The sequence below is a fragment of the Chlamydia serpentis genome (assembly GCF_900239945.1).
Taxonomy (GTDB): Bacteria; Chlamydiota; Chlamydiia; order Chlamydiales; family Chlamydiaceae; genus Chlamydia; species Chlamydia serpentis.
Genome location: NZ_LT993738.1, coordinates 1,111,819 through 1,130,620, shown reverse-complemented (window position 1 = coordinate 1,130,620; position 18,802 = coordinate 1,111,819). Strand labels below are relative to the sequence as shown.

Genomic DNA, 18,802 nt, shown 5'->3' with positions numbered 1-18,802 from the left:
GGAAATAACAATAAAAAAGAGAGAAAAATTGCACGAACCATTTGACAAAGATTCAAAAGAATCGAAAAAATGGTAACCTCTAACTTCTATTTTTAGGTTATTGTATTGTGAAAGTCCCTTGGGCATTTAAAAACTTCATCCCTAAACTCTATACAAGTATCAAAGAAGGCTATTCATTTAATACTTTTAAAAAGGATTTTCTATCTGGAATTACTGTAGGAATCCTAGCTTTTCCTTTTGCTATTGCCATAGCAATCGGTGTGGGAGTTTCTCCTCTTCAAGGACTATTAGCCTCTATTGTCGGAGGACTGCTTGCTTCAGCCTTGGGAGGAAGTAACGTTCTAATCTCAGGCCCAACTAGTGCCTTTATTTCGATTTTATATTGCTTGTCTGCAAAATATGGAGCCGAAGCTCTTTTTACTGTTACATTAATGGCAGGAATTTTTCTTATTGCCTTTGGGCTCACTGGCTTAGGAACATTTATTAAATACATGCCCTATCCTGTCGTTACAGGATTAACTACAGGGCTTGCTGTAATTATATTTTCTTCTCAAATTAAAGATTTCTTGGGTCTGCAAATGGGAGCAAATATTCCTGCAGATTTCCTGGCTAAATGGGTCGCTTACTGGGACCATCTATGGACCTGGGATAGTAAATCCTTGGCCGTAGGGCTTTTTACTTTATTGATCATGATCTACTTTCGCAACTATAAGCCGCGCTATCCTGGAGTCATGATTGCTATTGTAACAGCAACTACTCTGGTATGGTTACTTAAAATTGATATTCCCACGATTGGTAGTCGTTATGGCTCCCTACCAACAGCGATTCCACTACCCAAGATCCCTCAACTCAGTATCACTAAAATTCTTCAACTGATGCCAGACGCCCTAACCATTGCAGTTTTATCAGGGCTAGAGACTCTATTAGCAGCGGTTGTTGCCGATGGCATGACTGGATGGCGCCATCAATCCAATTGCCAGCTTGTAGCGCAAGGCATAGCAAATATTGGAACCTCATTATTTTCAGGTATTCCAGTTACAGGATCACTATCACGCACAGCAGCTAGCATCAAGTCTGGAGCAACGACTCCCATAGCAGGAATCCTTCATTCAATTTTTATTTGCTTTATTTTGCTTCTTCTAGCTCCACTTACTATTAAGATTCCGCTAACTTGTCTAGCCGCTGTCCTAATTTTGATTGCTTGGAATATGAGTGAAATTCATCATTTCATCCACCTCTTTACAGCTCCTAAAAAAGATATTGTCGTTCTCCTTACCGTGTTTATCCTCACAGTAATGACCACAATCACAGCAGCAGTACAGGTAGGAATGATGCTAGCAGCTTTCCTATTTATGAAGCAGATGAGTGACCTCTCGGATGTAATCTCAACAGCCAAATATTTCGATGATGATAACCAACCCAAGGATTCTGATTTTCTAAATAAAGCTGAGGTTCCCCAAAATACAGAAATCTATGAAATTAATGGTCCTTTCTTCTTTGGAATCGCAGACAGATTAAAAAATCTTCTTAATGATATCGAAAAACCTCCTAAAATCTTTATTTTGTGTATGACGCGAGTTCCAACAATAGATGCCTCAGCTATGCATGCATTAGAAGAATTTTTCTTAGAGTGTGATCGACAAGGAACCCTTCTTCTTCTTGCTGGAGTAAAAAAAACTCCTCTTGCGGACTTAAAACGCTACCATTTAGACGAGCTTATTGGCGTTGACCACATCTTCTCTAATATTAAAAGTGCTTTACTTTTTGCCCAAGCTCTAACAAACCTAGAAAGCAAAACTTCAATGCGTCACTTAGCCTAAAATTAATTAAAAAGTAAAAGCAAGTAGAAATGATCCGGTTTTAAATAGGCCCTAGTGATTTCCCACCATGTTTTCAGGGACCACAAGACGATCAAATTCCTGAGGCGAAAGATATCCTAAAGATGTACACGCCTCTTTGAGAGATAGGTTTTCATGAAAAGCTTTAAGTGCTATTTTTGAGCATTTATCATAACCTAATATAGGAGCTAAGGCTGTAACCAACATTAAAGAATTATTTATATTATCTTTTAGGCGAACCTTATTTGCTTTCAACCCCTTAATGAAAAATTCAGAGAACGCTTTCATGGCTTCAGAAAGCAAATCAACAGACTGTAGAAAATTATAGATTATTACAGGCTTCATCACATTAAGTTCAAAATTTCCTCGACTCCCACCAATAATGATTGTTTGATTATTACCAAGCACTTGAGCACAAACCATTTGAAGAGCTTCGCACTGCGTAGGATTCACCTTGCCAGGCATAATAGAAGAGCCGGGTTCATTTTCAGGGAAAAATAACTCACCCAAACCACATCGAGGTCCTGAACCTAGAAAACTCAAATCAGTAGCTATCTTAGTTAAAGCACATGCTAAAGTCGCCAAACAACCATGCGCATCTACTATAGCATCATGACAGGACAAAGCTGAAAAATAATTAGTGGCTGCAATAAATGGTTGTTGAGTTTCTTCTCGCAAATAATATAATACCTTTTGAACAAATCCTTCAGGGACATTCAATCCCGTCCCTACAGCAGTAGCACCAATCGCAAGCTCATATAAATGAGTCAATGAAAAGGCTACACGTTCTAAACAATGACGCAACTGACTGCTATAACCAGAAAATTCTTGGCCTAATGTCATAGGAACAGCGTCCATAAGATGCGTACGACCTATTTTTATATCATAATGAAATTCTTCAGCCTTAGCATTTAAAACTCGAATCATGTCATCCAAAGCAGGAATTAATTTAGTTTTTAAACTAATAACGCTAGCTATATGCATTGCTGTGGGGAAAACATCATTTGAAGATTGGGATTTATTGACATGGTCATTAGGATGGATAGGGTCCTTACTACCGATTAATCCTCCATGATACCGAATCGCAAGATTAGCAATGACCTCATTGACATTCATATTAGACTGTGTACCACTCCCAGTCTGCCAAACTTTTAATGGGAATTGCGCTTCAAAACCTCCCCGCAAAATCTCGTCAGTAGCAGAGACTATCATGTCACAACGTTTGGAATCCAAAAATCCTAAGTCTTGATTAGCCTTAGCAGCACATTTTTTAATCCATACTAAAGCTCGTATCACCTCATAGGGCATTAACTCAGGGCCCCAAGAAAAAAAATTCCTAGAACGCATAGTTTGCGCACCATATAACTTATCTTCAGGGATTTCTACTATCCCTAAACTATCCTCTTCTTGTCGCATATTTATATTTTCCCTATCATTTAAATTCTTTTTCTCATGAACCACACTAAAATGAAAAAAAAATTTATTAAACATTTTGTCATCATTTTTTTTCTTTTATTCTTATGGGAGATAACATCACACCATCACCCTACGCTTTCTTTTCTTTTTCCTCCCCCCTCAAGTATTGCCTCGAGCACTTTTCATTCCTTGCCAATGCTCTTAACATCTTCCTGGCATACATTAAAAGCTATCTTAGGCGGATTCTTCCTAGCCATTGCGCTTTCTATAAGCTTAGCAACGATTATGCTATCTTATAAATCAGCCAAAGATCTCCTACAACCTCTTTTCATTCTTTTACAATGCACACCTATGTTTGCACTTGCTCCTCTTATCGTGCTCTGGTTTGGTTGGGGAATTAGTGCTGTGATCGTCCCTACAGCACTGACCATATTCTTCCCTCTCACTCTGACTATCTATCAGGGAATCCTTTCGACACCAGACGAACTCCTAGAACAATTTCTCCTCTGCGGAGCGACAAAATTCCAACTTCTTATCAAACTTCGTTTTCCGTACGCACTTCCCCATATATTCTCAGGATTAAAAATTGCGATAGGATCCGCAGGACTTGCAGCCATTGCTGGAGAATGGGTGGCTTCACAAACAGGTCTTGGCATTCTCATAATCGAAAGTCGCAGAAATTATGAAATGGAATTGGCATTTGCAGGTCTCATCACACTGACCTTTCTCACATTTATCCTATTTCAAATCACTCTCCTAAGCGAAAAGTTGGTTTTTTCGCTATTTCGTTTAAAACGCATAAGTCATAAGAGCAAACTAGTATCTAAAAAATATCTATTAGTGTTTTCTTTAATCCCTATAATTTTTATTCCATGGAACGGATCCTCTAAATCTCCTTGTAAGAAAAAAAATCTTACTTCATTAGCTCTTCTACTTGACTGGACTCCCAATCCTAACCACATCCCCCTCTATGTAGGAATAGCCAAGGGATACTTCAAAAATCATGGCTTAAACTTACAACTCCAAAAAAATACTGACTCATCCTCCGCTGTACCCCACATCCTCTTTGAACAAGTTGATATGGCCCTTTACCATGCCCTCGGAATCGTACGAACTTCTGTAAAAGGCATGCCCGTAAGAATCATAGGCAGATTGATAGATAGTTCTCTACAAGGCTTTCTCTACAGAACCGAAGACCCTATTAATAAATTTGAAGATCTAAATAATAAAGTTCTAGGTTTCTGTTTAAATAACTCCAGAGATCTGAATCGCCTCCTTGAAACCCTAAAGTTAAATGGCGTAGTTCCTTCTGCAGTAAAAAATGTAAGTGCGGATCTCATCTCTCCGATGTTATTAAAAAAAGTCGACTTCGTGTATGGAGCTTTCTACAACATTGAAGGTGTAAGACTTAAAACTTTAGGGGTGCCTGTAGGATGCTTTCTCTCAGATACCTACGATCTTCCGACTGGCCCCCAACTAATTATCTTTGCTAAAAAGGGGACTAAAGCTAGTGAACCTACAATTATAGAAGCCTTCCAGGCAGCCCTCCAAGAGAGCATAGTATTCTCTCAGGATCACCCCAAAGAAGCTTTTAAACTCTATGCTAAAGCAACTAGAAACATACCTAAAAATCTCTGTGAAGAATATCTCCAATGGGAAGCAACCTTCCCTCTGCTCGCACAATCACAAGCTCCTTTAAATGGAGATCTTATTGACAAACTCCTCCTAACAATTACCAGACGATATCCTGAACTTTCAAAACAAGTTGCTCAATTTTCTTTAAACGATATTTACAATCATTCATTACAAAAACAGGAGGGTGCATAATTAGCTCTATCCTGAAAACATGGAATAAAAAATAAAAATTTTATATAAAACTTGATAGTTAATAAACTCTTTCTTTTGAACCGCGTCTAGAGAAGATCCTCTTGAAAATAATAAGAAATGAGTTTAAAAGCTTACCTCATGATACAGTTTTCCTTTTTATTACCCCAAGCGTGTGTTCTGCTTCTAGCATCGGATTCTCTAACTAATATCTTAGCAATCCACTGTCTCCTACTAGATTATTCATTAAAGCAACGGATTCTTACTCTATTAAGAGAAAGCTGCTTTGCCTTGATTGCTATGTTTGCTCTTTATGGAATAGCCTTAGGAAGCCTAAAAGTATTGAATACTCCTGCTTGTGCTATACAAGTTGTTGGAGGAATTGCTGTAACTATAGCAGGAGTTCGAGCGGTATTACGGTTAGGAAAGCAGGAGACGTGGGCCCCCTATAAATTCGATTCTCGTGATGCAAACTGTCCTTACCTTTCCCCAATAGCCACGCCTTTGATGTTTGGTCCTTCATGGTTAGCTGCTTGCTGCACACTAATAGGGAAAAATCATAATACCCTAATTAATGTCCAAATTCTAGTTCTCAGCTGGGTTTTGATCACTCTAGCAACCCTTTCTCTCCAAATGTTCTGTAAAGGGAATAAAGTAATCCTTGCCACCCAAACAGTTTTAGGACTTTTTGTCACGATTGTGGGTACTCAACTTCTAGTTTTGGGATTACAACAGGCGTTTTTATAGAATAAGATATGTTCACCTTAATTAACCTTAGCCTATTATTCTATGTTTTATTCGATTCTCCAGGTTCAATTCCTGTATTTGTCGCTCTATTAAAAAATTTTTCTAGAAAAAAACAACAGAGAATAATTTTAAGAGAGTGTTTATTCGCTCTTTGTGCCTTACTTCTTTTTGTTACTTTTGGAAGAAAATTTTTCCAATTTTTAGATATTTCTCTCTATTCCTTTCAAATCATAGGCGGCTTTCTACTTTTTACTGTCTCTCTGAAAATGATGCTAGCACCCATGCCCCTAAAGAATAACGATGATACCTTAAAAACAGAGCCTATTTTCTTTCCTTTAGCTTTTCCCATTATTACAGGTCCCGCCATTATCACAGCACTTCTTAGCTACATTGAAGAAGCAGTGTATTCTAAAGAAGTTATCTTTACTGCTATGATCATTGCCTGGATATTTTCTCTATTTACATTGCTATCCTCTAGTTTTTTTAATCGTATTTTTGGAAATTTCGGACTCCTCGCTCTAGAAAGATTGTTCGGCATTGCTTTACTACTCATGTCGGTAAACCTTATGCTTAAAGGCATTTCAATCGCATTTAATATAGGTTTTTATATTGGGTAATCCTTATGAAAAGAAACGAGCCTTGTTGGTGTGGGAGCCAACGCAAATGGAAGCAGTGTCATTATCCTCAACCGCCCAAGATGTCCTGGGAAGCATTAAAACAACATTATGCTTCTGAATACAGAATCATTCTCAAGACCCCTGAGCAAAAAGAAAAAATCTATAATGCCTGTCAAGTAACGGCTAGAATTCTAGATGAACTATGTAAAGCATCGCAAAAAGGCGTAACTACAAACGAATTAGATGAATTCTCACAAGATCTGCACAAAAAATATGATGCTGTAGCTGCACCATTTCATTATGGTTCACCACCTTTTCCAAAGACTATCTGTACCTCGTTAAATGAAGTCATTTGCCACGGAATTCCTAATGATATTCCATTAAAAGACGGTGATATCATGAATATCGATGTTTCCTGTATTGTTGATGGATATTATGGGGATTGTAGTCGTATGGTTATGATCGGAGATGTGCCGGAAATCAAAAAGCAAATATGTCAAGCAGCCCTAGAATGTTTGAACGATTCTATAGCTATCCTAAAACCTGGTATCCCCCTATGTGAAATTGGCGAAGCTATAGAGGCACGGGCTCGCCTCTATGGATTTTCTATCGTAGACCAGTTTGTAGGGCATGGCGTTGGAATTGAGTTTCATGAAAATCCCTATGTACCACATTACAAAAACCAATCTATGATTCCTCTAGCTCCAGGAATGATTTTTACCATAGAGCCTATGATCAATGTGGGTAGAAAAGAAGGCGTTATAGATCCGAAAAATCAGTGGGAAACACGTACTTGTGATAATAAGCCAAGCGCACAGTGGGAACATACCATAGCAATTACAGAGACAGGCTATGAGATACTAACTCTTCTAAATGACTAACCTCTTCTTCCAAAAATTCGATACGCTCTAATAAACTTTGTATCATAGAGATATCATCAAAAGAAATATCTTGTTTTTCAAGTTCCTCTTTTTTCCTCAAGGTCAAGTATTTCTCCTGAAAAGTAAACAATTTTTTTCTTACCAAAGAAAGCGTCTCACTCTTTTCTATAAATTGTTCCTGGAGCTGACAATATAAGTCTTTATAATGTTTTTCTTCCTTAGAGGAAGTCTCAAGAAGAGAGTTACCTGAAGCCTGATCAGCTAATTTGGTTTCAAATTCGTTGACCAATTGATGTAGCCGATTTATTTCTGCTTCTTTTTGTTTTACAAGTATCTCAAGCTCTTTATAACTTTTTTCAAGATCGGAAAAACCTTCTAAAGATAAGCGTAACTGCTGACAATGACTTTCATAATGAGAGCAACGCTTCTTCTCTATTAAAATCTCCTGACGTAAACGCTCTAGGCTCTCCTCCTTATCTTGTAAAGTAGATGCCCATACAGAAGCATTAGGAGTTACCAAATCCTGACTTTCATATGCTGCGGCTCCCCCCATCCAAGGAAACACTACGTTTTCATTTTTAGAAATTAAATCAATATACTTGTTATGAAGCTCCGCATAATCTTCTAACCAACTATTCTTTTGATCAACTAAAACTTTTAAATCGATAGCTAAATATTCTGTCTTCTGGTGTGTCTGCTTTAAAAGTTCTTGATACTCAGAAAGCTTCCTTTCTAAATCTTGACTCCGGTTATCGAAAAATTCTTTTTCTTGACCCCGTTTCTCCATTAAATCCTGATAAGCACTACGTTGCGTATCTAAGTCTTTAGAAAGCCTTTCTTGCTCCTGTTCCGTTTCCAATTGTTCTTTTCGCCGCAGCAATACCCCTTGAAGAACAAGTCCATAAGAAAGTAAGAACGATATACCTAAACCAGACAACCAAAAGCCTATAAATAAAGGTTCTCTCGCAACATATTTACCAACATAAAAAATTAGAAAAATCCCAATAAAAACAGCATAACCCTTTCCACGAAAACATAAAATTAAAGGGGACCCCAAACAAGAAAATAATAACAGAAAGGGAGTTAAGGAAGGTCTTGCAAGAGATGCGCAACCTACACATCCACAAACTAATAACACAGCACTTATAAAAACCCATTCAAGAGAAAATGATCGTATATTCTTTATCAAACTATCCAGTTTAATAGGGCGATTCACCCATCGATAAAGACCCTTGGCAAGCACATGCATTGGTTTCAACACCCAGTAAAAGAATAATTTAAGACTCGTCCAACGAATCTCGTGCTTTTGTTAATAGATAGCTAATGACAGCAGGATCTCCTTCATAGGTCATTTCCACTTGAATTTTACCATCAGAAGACACTTGACCACATGTCACTAATACATAAGCACTTATATCATCTTTGAAAACTTCTGGACAGTCATTCCACTCATTCCTAGACACCTTTTTCTCCTCTCCAGCTAAAGATTTATACAACAAAAGTAGGGAATTTGCCAAAGCCACCTTTAGAATCAATATTCAATTTTTCTTACCCCTACCTGGGAATCCTAACATTCCCTGAGTTACCTTAACTTTTTATTAGTTATCAAAAAAAACAAAACGCTCAAAGACAATTAATAAAGAAAAACAATGAAAAATTTATTTTAATAAACGATTTTTTTCCTGTTAGAATAAAAATAAACAAAAATTAATTTTTTTATTATGTCTATAACTAGTATAGGGAATAATCCCCCAACGAACGCTATAAATAGTTCTCGTCCTCCTCTAGAACCACTAAATACACCTAAAATAGGTGTTGTGCTTTTTAACATTTATGAGCTTCTTTTACAAGCAATTGAAATTCGACAACAAACAGTTCTGACTCAATCACAACAATTAAATGACAATACTAATATTCAACAACAATTAAACCAAGCAACTAATCAAATCAAATATGCCATAGTAAGTGCTGGAGCAAAAGAAGATGAAATTACTCGGGTACAAAACCAGAATCAAAACTACTCAGCTCAAAGATCTAACATACAAGATGAGCTGGTAACAACACGACAAAATGGTCAAATTATTCTCTCACACGCCTCAACAAATATTAACATCATCCAACAACTAGCCTCACAAGATTCTTCATTCATCAAAACCACAAACTCTATAGGAAGTACCGTAAACCAATTGAATAAACCCCTAGGGTAATTAAACATTATTAAAAAATTTTAAAACTAAAAACTATTTAGGTTGAACATGTGGATCATAGACCCCCTTTCCATAAAAAAGCCTCTCCAAGCATCTATAAACGTGCCTGGAACACCAATTACAGGAGGGCCTAACACAGCAACTGCTGATGATATTATTACGAAATTCTCAAAAGACACTAATCCATTGATTGTTACGGTCTACTATGTTTATCAATCTGTATTGGTGGCTCAAGATAATCTATCTATTATTGCCCAAGAACTCCAAGCGAATTCCTCAGCACAAACTTATTTAAATAACCAAGAGGCTTTATATCAATATGTTAGCATTCCTAAAAACAAATTAAATGATAACTCCTCTAGCTATTTACAAAATATCCAATCGGATAACCAAGCAATAGGTGCTTCAAGACAAGCAATTCAAAACCAAATTTCCAGTTTAGGGAACGCAGCACAAGTGATTTCCAGTAATTTAAACACTAACAATAACATCATCCAACAATCACTACAGGTGGGACAAGCTCTTATCCAAACCTTCTCTCAAATTGTAAGTTTAATTGCGAACATCTAATTTTATAAGAGAAACTATCATGACAAGCCCTATATCTAGCAGTGTAACAAATAAAAGTGATAGAGTAGTTCCCGATTCTACAAAAGTCGTATCTGATTCTATTCAAATTAACAAACAGTCAGCTTTCTACTTTTGCATCTCTGTAATGCTACAACTTTCTTCATCGACAACGGAATACAGTCATTCCATCATGGCTGTACTACAAGACAATACTATAGTTCAGCAGCAAAGAGTTAAAGAACTCATCAACCTGCCCTTACTTAAAGTGCCTGATCTCAAGAAAAAAGATGGAACTGATGACGAATATACTAACCAAAACGAAATTCAAGCCTACCAAAGTTCAAATCAGCAGATTTCAGCAAACCGTCAGTTGATACAACAAGAACTTTCTTCAGCTCAACAAAGAGCGCAAGCGAATCAGAAATCCGTAAACTCAACATCCACAGAGTCGATGCAAATTTTACAAGCTACTAGCTCTATGCTATCTACCCTAACAGAACTGACAATCAAAGCCAATTTAACAACCTCTCCCTCGAATTAAACTACGACAATAATCTTCTAATAAAACAATCCATTCTCTACTATAGAGGCATGACCGTCAGACTTCAGGTAAAGACTCCATGAGGGTGATCTTCCCCGATAAGCATAGTAAGTTCCCTGCGCTATCCAAAATTTTAAAAAAACTCCCCTCAATTGTATTACTTACCTCTTGTATTGCTCCATTCCTCTCTTATATTATCAACAAAATTTTTGGAGGACCTAATCTTCTTGAAATCCTAGCTCTTTCTATTAAAGGAATACAAAAACATTATTTCTGGCAGTTCTTTACCTATCCTTTAATCACTGCAGATTCGCTATCCCTAGATAAAAACCAAAGTTTTGAAATTACTCAAAGACTTCTTTTACGCAACATCATAGATTTTCTTGCCTTCTATAAAGGGATTCACCACGTCATCCGCAAGTTAGGAGCTCTTAGTGTTCTCATTTTAATCTCGAGTCAAATACTAATTATAGGGGCTATTCTCTGGAGTTTCATGGTTCTTATTCATAGTTCCCAATCCTTCTTTGGACCGGAAAGCCTTATCTGTGGTATTTTGATTGTCCAGATCTTCTTAGATCCAGAAAAACGCTTTACAATAGGCCCCACTCCTCTATCAGTGTCAAGAAAGTGGGGCTTTGTATTTATTCTGGGCTTCTATTATTGCATCCTTATCTTTTCAGGAGCATTCCTTTTGCTGATTGCATCAATGCTCTCTATCTTGTTAGGTATGCTTTTTTGTAAAAAAGAAAAAATTCCTAACCCTTATATCACTTCTTTAAGGTTTTAGTCTTGTTGCGAAAGCATAGCTAAAATCGCAGCACGTACCTCACCCATTCCTGATAAAACACCCTCTTCAAAGCGAAAATAAGGATTTTCTTCTAATTCAGGAAAATCCATAGGCTGTAGTAAATCTTCGGAAGTTAAATTAGGAACTATCTTTTCTCCCACTTGCTGTAGCCGAGATTTTTGATTTTCATAGAGCTGATTTACTAATATAATAATTTTATTTTCCACTTTTTTCTTTACGCTTTTCTGTAAAAAATTGTTTCATTAGATTCTCAGATTCATCCACGCATATATATCCAGTACAAGTTAGAGCATGGAAAGGGTGTTTCTTGGTAAAAATATCTATCCAACTTCCTCCTGCTCCTAAACGCAAGTCTGGAGCGCCCCAAACCAGCCTGGAAATTCTAGCTAATTGCATGGCTCCTGCGCACATTAAACAAGGTTCTAAAGTACAGTAGAGCACTGTATCCGTTAAACGCCAGTTATCTAAAGCTGCAGAAGCAGACCCTATACATAAAATTTCAGCATGAGCAGTAGGATCTTTAAGCTGCTCGACAGAATTATGCCCACGAGCAATAATTTTATCATCTTTCACAATAATACAGCCTACAGGCACTTCATCTTCATTATATGCCTTACGAGCTTCTTTCAAGGCTTGTTGCATAAAAAAAGTGTCTTTTTCTACATCCATACACATCTCATTAGCTAATTATAAATAATATTGTTTATTTGATTAAAATTCTAAAAATATAAACATATAATATCGATAAAACTCCTTTAAGAAGCAATCTGAGACCGTTAAATGGCATCGATATTTTTCCTTTGTTAGCAGAAAAAAAATCTTACTCTACCAAAAGGTGTACATTAACCACGTCCTCAAGTATAATTGGCTTTTGCGGTAATTATTTTAAGGAGACATCCGATGTCTTTGGATAAAGGAACTAAAGAAGAAATCACAAAGAAGTTTCAACTTCATGAAAAGGATACAGGGTCAGCAGATGTACAAATTGCTATTCTTACGGAACATATCGCAGAATTGAAAGAACATCTCAAAAGATCTCCTAAGGATCAAAACTCTCGCCTAGCTCTATTGAAACTTGTTGGTCAGAGGAGAAAGCTTTTGGAATATCTTAATTCTACAGATACCGAAAGATACAAAAATTTAATTACTAGATTAAATTTGCGTAAGTAATTTTTCACTTCCCTCTACAAATATCCAACAGGAGACCTTCATGAATTTTCAAACTATTTCTATTAATCTGGCCGAAGGTAAAACTCTGGTATTTGAAGCAGGGAAAATTGCTCGCCAAGCCAATGGAGCAGTTCTCGTCCGTTCAGGTGAGACTTGTGTGTTTACAAGCGCATGTGCTATAGACCTGAATGAAAAAGTAGACTTCCTTCCTCTACGAGTTGACTATCAAGAAAAATTTTCTTCCACTGGAAAAACTTTAGGCGGATTTATAAAACGAGAGGGCAGACCTTCTGAGAAAGAAATTCTAGTTTCTCGCTTAATTGATCGTTCCTTACGCCCTTCTTTTCCTTATCGACTCATGCAAGATGTTCAAATTTTATCTTATGTGTGGTCATACGATGGCGATGTTTTACCCGATCCTCTTGCAATCTGCGGAGCTTCTGCTGCTTTAGCAATCTCTGATATTCCACAAAACAATATTGTTTCTGGGGTGCGTATTGGGTGTGTTGACAACGAGTGGATCATCAATCCCACGAAGACTGAACTTGCAACTTCTACATTAGATCTTGTCCTTGCTGGAACAGAAAATGCTATTTTAATGATTGAAGGTCATTGTGACTTCTTTACCGAAGAACAGGTACTGGATGCTATAGAATTTGGTCACAAACACATTGTTACTATTTGTAAAGGGATACAAAAATGGCAAAAAGAAATTGGAAAATCTAAAAATTTTGATGTCGTATACCCTCTTCCTCAAGAAGTTTTAACAGCTGCAAAGGAATGCGTTGAAAATAAATTTATTGAACTTTTCAATATTAAAGATAAGAAAATACATTCCGCGACTTCTCAAAAGATTGAAGAAGACGTTTTAGAAAAATTGTATCGCGATGATGATGACCTCTTTTCTGCTTTCAATATCAAGGCCGCCTGCAAAACATTAAAGTCTAACACCATGCGCGCTCTCATAAGAGAAAGAGAAGTCCGTGCTGACGGGCGCTCCTTAACTACAATTCGTCCTATTAGCGTGGAAACTTCTTACCTTCCTCGAACCCATGGAAGCTGTTTATTTACTCGTGGAGAGACACAAACATTAGCAGTCTGCACTCTAGGCAGTGAAACCATGGCGCAACGGTATGAAGATCTGAATGGTGAGGGTCTTTCAAAATTTTATTTACAGTATTTCTTTCCTCCATTTTCTGTTGGAGAAGTAGGAAGAATCGGTTCTCCAGGAAGGAGGGAAATTGGGCACGGAAAACTCGCAGAGAAAGCTCTAAGCCATGCTCTTCCTGATGCGACTACATTCCCCTATACGATCCGTATAGAATCTAATATTACAGAATCCAATGGTTCTTCATCGATGGCATCAGTTTGTGGCGGTTGCCTAGCCCTTATGGATGCTGGTGTACCCATTTCCACTCCAATTGCAGGAATTGCAATGGGATTAATCCTGGATAATGAAGGACCTATTATCTTATCAGATATTTCTGGTCTTGAAGATCATTTAGGAGATATGGATTTTAAAGTCGCAGGCAGCGCTGAAGGAATCACAGCTTTTCAGATGGATATCAAAGTTGAAGGTATTACTCCTAGCATCATGCAAAAAGCTCTTTTTCAAGCAAAACAGGGTCGCCGAGATATTTTAAATGTGATGAACCAAGTTCTTGGAGCTCCTAAAGCAGATTTATCTCAATACGCACCTCGTATTGAAACTATCCAAATTAAACCAACAAAAATTGCCTCCGTCATTGGACCTGGAGGGAAACAAATCCGTCAGATCATAGAAGAAACTGGTGTACAGATTGACATTAACGACTTAGGAGTCGTTAGTATCTCAGCAACATCAGCAAAAGCAATCAATAGAGCTAAAGAAATCATTGAATCCTTAGTTGGTGAAGTGGAAATCGGCAAGATCTATAAAGGCCGTGTAACATCAGTAGTTCCTTTCGGAGCCTTTGTAGAAGTCCTCCCAGGGAAAGAAGGTCTTTGCCATATTTCTGAGTTCTCTAGACAACGGGTAGAAAATATTGGTGATGTTGTTAAAGAAGGAGATATCATTGATGTAAAACTTTTAAGCATCAATGAGAAAGGTCAACTCAAACTTAGTCATAAAGCAACTTTAGATTAATCTATTTCAAAATTGAAATAGATAAAACAAGCTAATCTCTTCCACAAAGATTAGCTTTTTTTATGATCAAGAAACATGCAAAATAAAATTCCAAGTTCGCTCACAAACCCTAATGTAATCTTCTCTAGGTAGCGTTAAAACCTAAACCAGGCAAGGTATTTTCTTTCGGGGGAGGAGGAGGAAGATCATCAGAGGACTTTTTAAACAGCATACCTTCTTCTTTAAGACGAGCCCTCTTCTTCTCAGGATCCCAAGTATGATCCATAATTTCTTTAACATCTTTAGCATCTAGAGTTTCAAACTCAATGAGCATCTGAGTCATAAGTTCGATTTCTGCCTTATGCTCATTAATTATATCTAAGGCACGTTGATAAGCAGCATCTAGAAGAGTTTTTAATTCTATATCAATGGTTTTAGCCGTTTCTTCTGAATAACTCTTTTCGTGATAAACACCATAGCCTGTTGAACCATCCGAACGTTCGTCATAAGTAACATTACCCAATTGGGGGCTCATTCCCCATTCACAAACCATACTACGCACTAACTTCGTAGCTTGAGAAATATCTTGCTGTGCACCACTCGAAATATCTCCAAGAAAAATTTCCTCTGCAGCCCGACCTCCCATCAAGACAGCAAGCTGATCATAAAGCTCTTTTTTCCAGTAACTCAACTTGTTTTTCTCTGGTAAAAAGTGTGTAGCTCCTAAGGAGAGTCCTCTTGGAATAATCGTAACCTTATCCACAGGATCTCCGTGCTGGACACAAAGCCCTACGACAGCATGGCCAGACTCATGATATGCTGTAGTTTTTCTCTCCTCTGCATCCATTTCCAAGCTTCTTCGCTCTTTCCCATAGAGGACTTTATCACGAGCTTCAGCAACATCAACAGCAGTAACGGCAGTACGATCCTTACGAGCTGCTAGTAAGGCAGCTTCATTTAATAAATTCTCTAAATCCGCTCCTGAAGCTCCTGGTGTACTCCTAGCAACTGCCATAAGATCTACAGTAGGATCTAATTTGATTCTTGCGGCATGGACCATAAGAATCTCAAAACGTCCTTTGATATCAGGAAGATTCATCACAACACGACGATCGAAACGTCCTGGGCGTAACAAAGCCTTATCTAAAACATCCGGACGGTTAGTTGCGGCCATCAGAATGACGCCTTCATTTGTTCCAAAACCGTCCATTTCCACAAGTAGCTGGTTCAATGTCTGTTCCCTTTCATCATGACCACCTCCAATACCGGCACCACGATGACGTCCTACAGCATCAATTTCGTCAATAAAGATAATACAAGGAGCATTGCGTTTTGCCTGTTCAAACATATCACGGATACGACTAGCCCCTACCCCAACAAACATCTCAACAAAGTCAGAACCAGCTATAGAGAAAAATGGACGATCAGCTTCTCCTGATACAGCCTTAGCAATCAAAGTCTTACCTGTGCCTGGAGGCCCTATCAATAATACCCCTTTTGGAATACGTCCCCCTAAACTCGTAAATTTATTTGGATTCTTTAAAAAATCTACGATTTCAATAAGTTCCTCTTTAGCTTCCTCAATACCAGCAACGTCAGCAAAGGTAACTTTATTTTGTCCTTTCAGCAACATTCGGGCAGGAGACTTTCCAAAAGACATTGCCGAACCACTCATCCCACGCATCTGACGAGAAAAGACCAGGTATACAAAAAGGAGAACCAAAATAATAGGTAGGAATGTAAAAAGGTATCCTAAATAATGAGGCGAAGGCTCTTGGCTTTTAAATGTTTTCTCTAAAACTAAGTTTCTCGGTTGATCGGGTGCCTTAAATGATAGAGAATGATTGAACTTAAATGCTGACCATTCTTCTTTAGCTCCTGCGAACCAATGGCCAAAGACTTCAGGATCCTGCTTTTCTAAACTTCGGGAAGAAAGCTCTTGGTTATTGAAATACCAAACCGTCTGACTTAACTCATTACGGAGCTTTTCTAACTGCGCTCGATTAAGATCACGGGCTTCAACCAATTTATGATACTTACTCCATTCCTCCCGATAGAGGCGTACAGAACGAAGCTGACCAAAGCGTTCACCCCCCTCGGATAATACTAAAGAAGAAGAAATCATGTCTAAAGTATTAAGAACTTGTCCGTAAAGCAGATAGGCTTGCTCGCCATCAGTCTCCTGAGTTAATGAACTCTCAACTTGCTGATAGAGGTCTTTAAGTTCTCTTTTTAAAGTTTCTGATCCTATTCCTAAAGCCGGAGAAAGATACTTTCCTATTAGCTCATAAAGATCCGAGCCATATGTACGCAAAGCCTCAGGAGAGTGTGCTAATGTACGATAACGCTCTTGTAATGCACGTAGGTTGATCAATTGAGGAGTTGTAGGTGCTGCAACAACTAAGGGTTCTATCAATAGAGGATCTGTTCCCTCCTCAATCTGATAAGAAATAGCATAGCCCTGCTCAGGAATAGGAGATCCTGAAATTGCAGAAAACCATAAAATAGAGTTCGTAACCTCTTTACTTAAGGTTGCAAGACTCTTACTTGTCTCTTGAAGATCAAAATCTAATCGATGACCTTGATCAATAAGCTCTAGGTAATGATAACGTAATTGCCCTTCTTGAGTTTGGGTATCACGAAAACGTCCACCAAAAGAAACTAAATTATCATTAAGAGCTATCTTATGGCTATCTTCGGGAACTATCAAACGCAAATTAACAAGGTGTTCTATTTGGTGGCTAAAACCAACTCTAGCTTTTTTCCCAGCTAGAAAATTTTGAAATGCAACTACGCCAAAAATCACACCAAATAAAAGAAAAAAAAAGACTGTAGGAAAATTTTTTTTCGGTTCTGGCTTTATTTTCTTATCTTTCGACATAAACTTCACAACTAAGCTAATCAATCAGACGGATAATTATTCAATATAACATATTTTTTATTATTTTGTTTTTAAAAAAATAAATCAAATTATAACAGCAAAATAAAAAATATAAACAGGCACTAATACAATGGCCTAGTGTTCACTAATTTTTTCACATATAGAGAACATCATGAGTATATACTTTCTAATCTATCATTACTACTCTAGGTTTTATAATTACGCTCTTATTTCTCATCCGTATAGTTGCGCAAGAACCCTGAGATAGATGATCATAAACCATTTGCAAAAAATGTCTTGAAACAATCGCTCCAGCGTTATTAAAAAATTGTTTCAAAACCCATTTACCTAAAAAAGTTTGTGAAACTAAAGAATCTGGAAATGGAAGAGACCGATGAGAATTCTCATAAGTGACTGCACAAAGAAAGGGTTGTGCCTGTACTTCAATATAATCCGAAAGTTCAGCGGACTCTTCACCTAAGGTTATCAATGGGAAGGTAACATTTTTTCCAAAGACTTCGTCAAGCCAAGGGAAAATCTTCTTTCGCATCCTTGCTCTTAAATATCTCTCATCTTCATTTGAAGGATCTCTTATGTAACTAATCTCTCTAGCATCTAAGGCCCGTGTTAAAGTACTCTTAGGTATATGCAATAAAGGTCTTAAAAGTAGAATATCTTGAACATAGGATTTCTCTGCCATAGCTTTGAGATTAGTTAAATGAGCACCTTCTAGTAAACGTTTCAATATCGTTTCTGCTTGATCATTAGCATGATGAGCAAGAAAGATTCCTTCTGCCTCTAGTTGTCGATAAGACTTGTAAAGCAAAGCATATCGTTTCTTTCGAGCTTGATTTTCTAAATCCTTATCTCCCTGTTCTTCAAGGGTTAGGACATGCAAAACAAAGGGAACATCTTCACGCAAACAAAGCTGTTCCAGTTCTTTAGCTTCTTGAGAAGATGTTGTTCTCCAGCAATGGTCTATATGTACGGCAGTAAATGATACTCCTCTTTCCTTAAGTAGATAGAAAAGAAAAAGAGAATCACTTCCTCCCGATAGAGCCAATAAATATCTTTTTTTGATATCTAAAGAAGCAAAAAAAAGATCTAATTGCTTATCATCGCTGAGCAAATAAGAATTTAGGGTCATTGTATACGCCTAGATAAAAATCAGTAAAAAGAATAGGGCTGCTGGAGATTT

Annotated in this window: 18 protein-coding genes; 11 read left to right on the top strand and 7 right to left on the bottom strand. The window is 37.5% G+C overall.

What is annotated here, in order from left to right:
* Positions 1-104 precede the first annotated feature (104 nt).
* The gene (locus tag C834KP_RS04930) at positions 105-1,820 is read left to right on the top strand and encodes an SLC26/SulP family anion transporter (RefSeq protein ID WP_162295490.1); all 1,716 of its coding nucleotides are present in this window, start codon (positions 105-107) and stop codon (positions 1,818-1,820) included.
* 51 nt (positions 1,821-1,871) lie between these two features.
* Here C834KP_RS04930 and fumC read toward each other — a convergent pair whose 3' ends face one another.
* Positions 1,872-3,254, bottom strand: a complete 1,383-nt coding sequence (gene fumC / locus C834KP_RS04925; protein WP_108897157.1) for a class II fumarate hydratase — start codon at positions 3,252-3,254, stop codon at positions 1,872-1,874.
* Between the two features lie 51 nt (positions 3,255-3,305).
* Here fumC and C834KP_RS04920 point away from each other — a divergent pair, with 51 nt between their 5' ends.
* From C834KP_RS04920 to C834KP_RS04905, 4 genes are all read left to right on the top strand, one after another.
* Positions 3,306-5,081, top strand: coding sequence for an ABC transporter substrate-binding protein (locus C834KP_RS04920; RefSeq protein WP_108897046.1), 1,776 nt, complete (start codon positions 3,306-3,308; stop codon positions 5,079-5,081).
* A gap of 138 nt (positions 5,082-5,219) precedes the next feature.
* Entirely contained in the window at positions 5,220-5,825 is a 606-nt protein-coding gene (locus C834KP_RS04915) for a MarC family protein (protein WP_108897156.1), read from the top strand.
* Positions 5,826-5,833: 8 nt separating this feature from the next.
* Entirely contained in the window at positions 5,834-6,442 is a 609-nt protein-coding gene (locus tag C834KP_RS04910) for a MarC family protein (protein ID WP_108897045.1), read from the top strand.
* Between the two features lie 5 nt (positions 6,443-6,447).
* Positions 6,448-7,323 (top strand): methionyl aminopeptidase, encoded by an 876-nt coding sequence (locus tag C834KP_RS04905; protein ID WP_108897044.1) that lies wholly within the window; start codon positions 6,448-6,450, stop codon positions 7,321-7,323.
* Here C834KP_RS04905 and C834KP_RS04900 read toward each other — a convergent pair.
* Both C834KP_RS04900 and C834KP_RS04895 read right to left on the bottom strand, forming a co-directional pair.
* A complete protein-coding gene (locus C834KP_RS04900; RefSeq protein WP_231911686.1) occupies positions 7,280-8,539 on the bottom strand; it encodes a mitotic spindle assembly checkpoint protein MAD1 in 1,260 nt (419 codons plus the stop codon). The two genes, C834KP_RS04905 and C834KP_RS04900, sit on opposite strands and share 44 nt — an antisense overlap.
* Before the next feature lie 61 nt (positions 8,540-8,600).
* Entirely contained in the window at positions 8,601-8,786 is a 186-nt protein-coding gene (locus C834KP_RS04895) for a hypothetical protein (protein WP_162295489.1), read from the bottom strand.
* A 258-nt stretch (positions 8,787-9,044) separates the two neighbouring features.
* Here C834KP_RS04895 and C834KP_RS04890 point away from each other — a divergent pair, with 258 nt between their 5' ends.
* The 4 genes from C834KP_RS04890 to C834KP_RS04875 all read left to right on the top strand — a co-directional run bounded on the left by C834KP_RS04890 (position 9,045) and on the right by C834KP_RS04875 (position 11,428).
* Positions 9,045-9,530, top strand: a complete 486-nt coding sequence (locus tag C834KP_RS04890; protein ID WP_108897042.1) for a DUF720 domain-containing protein — start codon at positions 9,045-9,047, stop codon at positions 9,528-9,530.
* A gap of 48 nt (positions 9,531-9,578) precedes the next feature.
* Positions 9,579-10,100 carry a DUF720 domain-containing protein gene (locus C834KP_RS04885; protein WP_108897041.1) on the top strand — a complete coding sequence of 174 codons (522 nt, stop codon included), beginning with the start codon at positions 9,579-9,581 and terminating at the stop codon, positions 10,098-10,100.
* 19 nt (positions 10,101-10,119) lie between these two features.
* Positions 10,120-10,641, top strand: coding sequence for a CT847 family type III secretion system effector protein (locus tag C834KP_RS04880; RefSeq protein ID WP_162295481.1), 522 nt, complete (start codon positions 10,120-10,122; stop codon positions 10,639-10,641).
* Positions 10,642-10,720: 79 nt separating this feature from the next.
* Complete coding sequence (locus C834KP_RS04875) at positions 10,721-11,428, top strand: hypothetical protein (RefSeq protein ID WP_108897040.1); 708 nt, start codon at positions 10,721-10,723, stop codon at positions 11,426-11,428.
* Here C834KP_RS04875 and C834KP_RS04870 read toward each other — a convergent pair.
* The gene (locus tag C834KP_RS04870; RefSeq protein WP_108897039.1) at positions 11,425-11,655 is read right to left on the bottom strand and encodes a hypothetical protein; all 231 of its coding nucleotides are present in this window, start codon (positions 11,653-11,655) and stop codon (positions 11,425-11,427) included. The genes C834KP_RS04875 and C834KP_RS04870 overlap by 4 nt on opposite strands.
* A complete protein-coding gene (gene tadA / locus C834KP_RS04865) occupies positions 11,645-12,118 on the bottom strand; it encodes a tRNA adenosine(34) deaminase TadA (RefSeq protein WP_108897038.1) in 474 nt (157 codons plus the stop codon). The genes C834KP_RS04870 and tadA overlap by 11 nt, the downstream gene beginning before the upstream one ends.
* Before the next feature lie 231 nt (positions 12,119-12,349).
* Here tadA and rpsO point away from each other — a divergent pair, with 231 nt between their 5' ends.
* Together rpsO and pnp are read left to right on the top strand one after the other, a co-directional pair.
* Positions 12,350-12,619: a 30S ribosomal protein S15 gene (rpsO, locus tag C834KP_RS04860; RefSeq protein ID WP_010883633.1), complete on the top strand. Its 270-nt coding sequence runs from the start codon at positions 12,350-12,352 to the stop codon at positions 12,617-12,619.
* A gap of 40 nt (positions 12,620-12,659) precedes the next feature.
* Positions 12,660-14,744, top strand: coding sequence for a polyribonucleotide nucleotidyltransferase (pnp, locus tag C834KP_RS04855; RefSeq protein WP_108897037.1), 2,085 nt, complete (start codon positions 12,660-12,662; stop codon positions 14,742-14,744).
* Between the two features lie 124 nt (positions 14,745-14,868).
* Here the strand turns inward: pnp and ftsH are convergent, their stop codons facing one another.
* Positions 14,869-17,604: an ATP-dependent zinc metalloprotease FtsH gene (gene ftsH / locus C834KP_RS04850; protein ID WP_108897036.1), complete on the bottom strand. Its 2,736-nt coding sequence runs from the start codon at positions 17,602-17,604 to the stop codon at positions 14,869-14,871.
* Positions 17,605-17,791: 187 nt separating this feature from the next.
* Positions 17,792-18,751: a tRNA lysidine(34) synthetase TilS gene (tilS, locus tag C834KP_RS04845; RefSeq protein ID WP_108897035.1), complete on the bottom strand. Its 960-nt coding sequence runs from the start codon at positions 18,749-18,751 to the stop codon at positions 17,792-17,794.
* Positions 18,752-18,802: the final 51 nt, after the last annotated feature.

What these genes read in the sequence shown, in the direction of transcription:
- fumC (WP_108897157.1), bottom strand. Translation starts at nt 3,254, where the DNA reads ATGCGACAAGAAGAGGATAGTTTAGGGATAGTAGAAATCCCTGAAGAT.
- C834KP_RS04920 (WP_108897046.1), top strand. Translation starts at nt 3,306, where the DNA reads ATGAAAAAAAAATTTATTAAACATTTTGTCATCATTTTTTTTCTTTTA.
- C834KP_RS04915 (WP_108897156.1), top strand. Translation starts at nt 5,220, where the DNA reads ATGATACAGTTTTCCTTTTTATTACCCCAAGCGTGTGTTCTGCTTCTA.
- C834KP_RS04910 (WP_108897045.1), top strand. Translation starts at nt 5,834, where the DNA reads ATGTTCACCTTAATTAACCTTAGCCTATTATTCTATGTTTTATTCGAT.
- C834KP_RS04905 (WP_108897044.1), top strand. Translation starts at nt 6,448, where the DNA reads ATGAAAAGAAACGAGCCTTGTTGGTGTGGGAGCCAACGCAAATGGAAG.
- C834KP_RS04890 (WP_108897042.1), top strand. Translation starts at nt 9,045, where the DNA reads ATGTCTATAACTAGTATAGGGAATAATCCCCCAACGAACGCTATAAAT.
- C834KP_RS04885 (WP_108897041.1), top strand. Translation starts at nt 9,579, where the DNA reads ATGTGGATCATAGACCCCCTTTCCATAAAAAAGCCTCTCCAAGCATCT.
- C834KP_RS04880 (WP_162295481.1), top strand. Translation starts at nt 10,120, where the DNA reads ATGACAAGCCCTATATCTAGCAGTGTAACAAATAAAAGTGATAGAGTA.
- C834KP_RS04875 (WP_108897040.1), top strand. Translation starts at nt 10,721, where the DNA reads ATGAGGGTGATCTTCCCCGATAAGCATAGTAAGTTCCCTGCGCTATCC.
- tadA (WP_108897038.1), bottom strand. Translation starts at nt 12,118, where the DNA reads ATGGATGTAGAAAAAGACACTTTTTTTATGCAACAAGCCTTGAAAGAA.
- rpsO (WP_010883633.1), top strand. Translation starts at nt 12,350, where the DNA reads ATGTCTTTGGATAAAGGAACTAAAGAAGAAATCACAAAGAAGTTTCAA.
- pnp (WP_108897037.1), top strand. Translation starts at nt 12,660, where the DNA reads ATGAATTTTCAAACTATTTCTATTAATCTGGCCGAAGGTAAAACTCTG.
- ftsH (WP_108897036.1), bottom strand. Translation starts at nt 17,604, where the DNA reads ATGTCGAAAGATAAGAAAATAAAGCCAGAACCGAAAAAAAATTTTCCT.
- tilS (WP_108897035.1), bottom strand. Translation starts at nt 18,751, where the DNA reads ATGACCCTAAATTCTTATTTGCTCAGCGATGATAAGCAATTAGATCTT.